Annotated in this window: 3 protein-coding genes; 2 read left to right on the top strand and 1 reads right to left on the bottom strand. The window is 71.5% G+C overall.

Translation table 11 applies throughout. The features are described 5' to 3' along the window. Together KBX53_RS26230 and KBX53_RS26225 are read left to right on the top strand one after the other, a co-directional pair. The coding region (locus tag KBX53_RS26230; protein WP_210862186.1) for an RICIN domain-containing protein at positions 1-463 on the top strand (463 nt) is incomplete at its 5' end. 18 nt (positions 464-481) lie between these two features. After that, positions 482-3,172 carry a discoidin domain-containing protein gene (locus KBX53_RS26225; protein WP_210862185.1) on the top strand — a complete coding sequence of 897 codons (2,691 nt, stop codon included), beginning with the start codon at positions 482-484 and terminating at the stop codon, positions 3,170-3,172. A 58-nt stretch (positions 3,173-3,230) separates the two neighbouring features. Here KBX53_RS26225 and KBX53_RS26220 read toward each other — a convergent pair whose 3' ends face one another. Further along, the gene (locus KBX53_RS26220) at positions 3,231-3,554 is read right to left on the bottom strand and encodes a DUF202 domain-containing protein (protein ID WP_051708608.1); all 324 of its coding nucleotides are present in this window, start codon (positions 3,552-3,554) and stop codon (positions 3,231-3,233) included. Between the last annotated feature and the right edge of the window lie 44 nt (positions 3,555-3,598).

The raw sequence follows: 3,598 nt of genomic DNA, 5'->3' as shown, positions 1-3,598 counted from the left end.
TTGCGTGCCCTGCATGCGCACGTACCGGGCCACCACCTTCGGCTACTCGCTCTGGGAGTTCGAGGTCTACGGGCCGAAGAAGGGCGCCATCACCGGCACCGCCAGTGGCCGCTGCGTCGACATCCCCGGCAGCAACACCACCGACGGCACCGCGGTGAACCTCTGGGACTGCAACAGCGGGCCCAACCAGACGTGGACCCACCGCAACGACGGCACCCTCACCGCACTGGGCAAGTGCCTGGAGCCGGCGAACGGAAGCCTCACCGACGGCACCGCGATCGTGATCCGCACCTGTTCCACCGCCACGTACCAGCGCTGGACCTACGACGCCGCCACCAGCAGCTACCGCACCGGCGGCAAGTGCCTCGACGCCAACGGCGGCGGGACCGCCAACGGCACCCGCCTCATCCTCTGGCCGTGCACCAACGGCGCCAACCAGCGCTGGAGCACCCCCACCGCCTGACCCACCGATGGAGGCACGATGCAGCACGACACGCCACTGCCACCCCCATCCCCACCACGGCCACGGCGGCTCGTCGTGCCCACCATCGTCCTGACTCTGGTCGTCGGTGCCGTCGCGACGGTCGGGGGCCATCCGGCCCCGGCCGGCGCGGCGGTCCCGGCGGACCCGACCTACACCGACGCCGCCGGCCTGGTCTTCCCCGGTGTCCAGCCGGGCGCGGCGACCGCGTCGCTCTCCGGCGGCAGCTTCACGCTGGCCAACGCGGCGCTGTCGAGCACGTGGAGCGTGCAGGGCAGCACGGTGTCGCTGACCCGGTTCGACAACCGGGCGGCGAACGCCACAGTCCCGATGAGCCTGCGCGGGCTCTTCACCCTCACCCTGGCCGACGGCAGCACCATCACGACGGCGAACACGAGCGTCTCCGCCGGTCCGGTGGTCAGCGACCTGGCGGCGAACGCCGGGTCGGCACGGCTGGCGGAACGCTTCGCCGGCAAGGCGGTGACCACCACCTTCCGGTACGGCGGCGGCACCCGGACGCTCGACGTGCAGTGGCAGGTACGGCTGCGCGGCGGGGCCAACTCGGTGCAGCACAGCTTCACCGTGCGCTCGGTGGCCGGCACGTTCGACGTGACATCGGTGCGCCTGGTCGAACTGGGTCTCACCAACGCCCGGGTGCTGGGCAGCGACGACGGCAGCCCGGTGGTGCACGGCGCGGCCGGCAGCGAGACGGTGTTCGTCGGCATCGAGAACCCGATGGCGAAGGCCACTGTGAACGGGTCCGCCGTCGACATCGCGGTGCCCCGCGCCGGTGACCTCACCGCCGGCACGTCCTGGGTCTACACCGCCTCCACCGGTGTCTCCCCGGCCGGGCAGCTACGCCGCTCGTTCCAGTACTACCTGCAACGCGAGCGGGCCCACGACCGGCGGACGTTCCTGCACTACCAGAGCTGGCTGGACCTCAAACCACCCGGCGAGGTCATCGACAGCGCCGAGCTGACCCGGGCCATCAACCTGTTCGGCACCGAGCTGCGCAACCGGGGGGCCACCATCGACAGCTTCTGGGTCGACGACGGCTGGGACTATCTGCGTACGCCCCGGGTCGACGAGACGAACCTGAACGTGTGGTCGTTCGACCCGACCCAGTTCCCCACCGGCTTCGCCCCGCAGAAGGCCGCCGCCGCGCAGTACGGGGCCTCGATGTCGGTGTGGATGTCACCGTTCGGCGGGTACGGCACCAGCGCCGCCACCCGCCAGGCCATCAACGCGAGCAAACCCGCCGACCAGCGGTTGGAGACCCACAGCGGCGGCCAGTTCAAACTCGGCGGCGCCCGCTACTACGACCGGTTCCGGTCGGTCGCCTTCGACATGATGGACAACCAGGGGGTACGCGGCTTCAAGCTGGACGGCATCGGCGGCGGGCTCTACCAGTCCGGCCCGAACGCGAACTACATCGCCGACTACGAGGCCCTGCTCGGGTTGACCGGCGACCTGCGCGCGCACCAGAAGGACGCGTTCGTCAACGCCACGGTCGGCACCTGGGGGTCGCCGTACTGGTTGTGGTTCACCGACTCGATCTGGCGTGACGGGCACGACGCGGGCCTGGTCGGCGCGGGCAGCGCGCAGCAGCGCTACGTCAACTACCGCGACTCGGAGACGTTCCGCAACAACACCAGACAGAACCCGCTGTTTCCGATCCCGAGCCTGATGAACCACGGCATCATCTTCTCCGACCGGACACCCCAGTTCACCGCCGACTACGACCTGACCAAGCCCAGTGTCCAGGCCGAGGTGTCGCAGGACATCCGCGCCTATTTCGCGCTCGGGCTCAGCCTCCAGGAGCTGTACGTCCGCAACACACTGGTCGACGCGAACCGGCCGGGCGCGGCCTGGTTCTGGGACACCGTGGCGGCCAACGCCCGGTGGGCGCGGGCCAACCAGGGGTTGCTCAGCGACGTGCACTGGGTCGGCGGTGACCCGGCCGCCGGGGCGGTCTACGGCACCGCCGCCTGGAACTCCTCGGCCGGCGCGTCGAAGGGGATGCTGATGCTGCGCAACCCGTCGGCGTCCGCGCAGAGCTTCACTGTCAACCCCCAGACGGTCTTCGAGCTGCCCGGTGGCACCCACCAGCGGTACCGGTTCACCGAGCGTGACGGGCGGCGCGGCGGCTTCGTGTCGGGTCCGGCCGCACCGGTGAGCATCACCCTCGCGCCGTTCGAGGTCGCCGTCTTCCAGGCCACCCCGACCGACGAGCCGATCGGCGGCGGCAGCAGCCCGCAACTGCCCCGCACCCGGTGGACAGCGACGGCGGACAGCGTCGAGACCGTCGGCGAGAACGGCGTCGCCGCCAACGCCATCGACGGCAACCCGGCCACCATCTGGCACACCCGCTACGTCGGTGGGGTCGCCGCCATGCCGCACCAGATCACCATCGACCTCGGCGGCAACTATCGGATCGACAGGCTCGACTACCTACCCCGCCAGGACGGCGGCACCAACGGCACCATCGCCGACTACCAGATCCTGACCAGCACCGACGGCACCACCTGGACCCAGGTCACCGCCGGCACCTTCGGCGCCGGCAGCACAGTGAAGACAGCGGTCTTCACGCCCACCACGGCCCGGCAGGTACGCCTGCGCACCACCCGCGCCACGAACGGGGCCGGGTACGCCTCCGCCGCCGAGATCAATCTGTACGGATCGACGGCCTGACCGGTACCGGCCGTCCCGGGGCGCCCCTATCGCCGCCCCGGGACGGCCGCATCCCACCTCACCTGGCGAGGACATGGGCGAGGACCGCCACGCCCCCCGCCACCACCAGCACGGTGCCGACGGCCAGCAGGGCGGCGCCCTCCGGGTGGCCCAGGTGCGTGGGCAGCCGTACGGTGCGATACCGGCGTCGCGCCAGCACGGCCACCGCGGCGGCGAGCGGCGCGCAGGCCAGCACGAGCCCCGCGGCGATCGGATGACGGGGCACCAGCTCCCGGCCGACGGCCAGCAGCACGGCGGCGGTCGCCAGCGCGGTGCGCAGCCACGCGAGCAGGGTGCGTTCGGCCTGCGCCCCCCGGTCGGCGAGACGCGGCGGCTCCGTCACCTCAGATCAGCACCACGACGACGATCGTCACGCCGGCCACGACC

Origin of the sequence: Micromonospora sp. M51 (genome assembly GCF_018070305.1) — a bacterium.
In the GTDB taxonomy this organism is placed as follows: Bacteria; Actinomycetota; Actinomycetes; order Mycobacteriales; family Micromonosporaceae; genus Micromonospora; species Micromonospora parva.
This window is presented reverse-complemented; position numbering and strand designations above follow the sequence as displayed.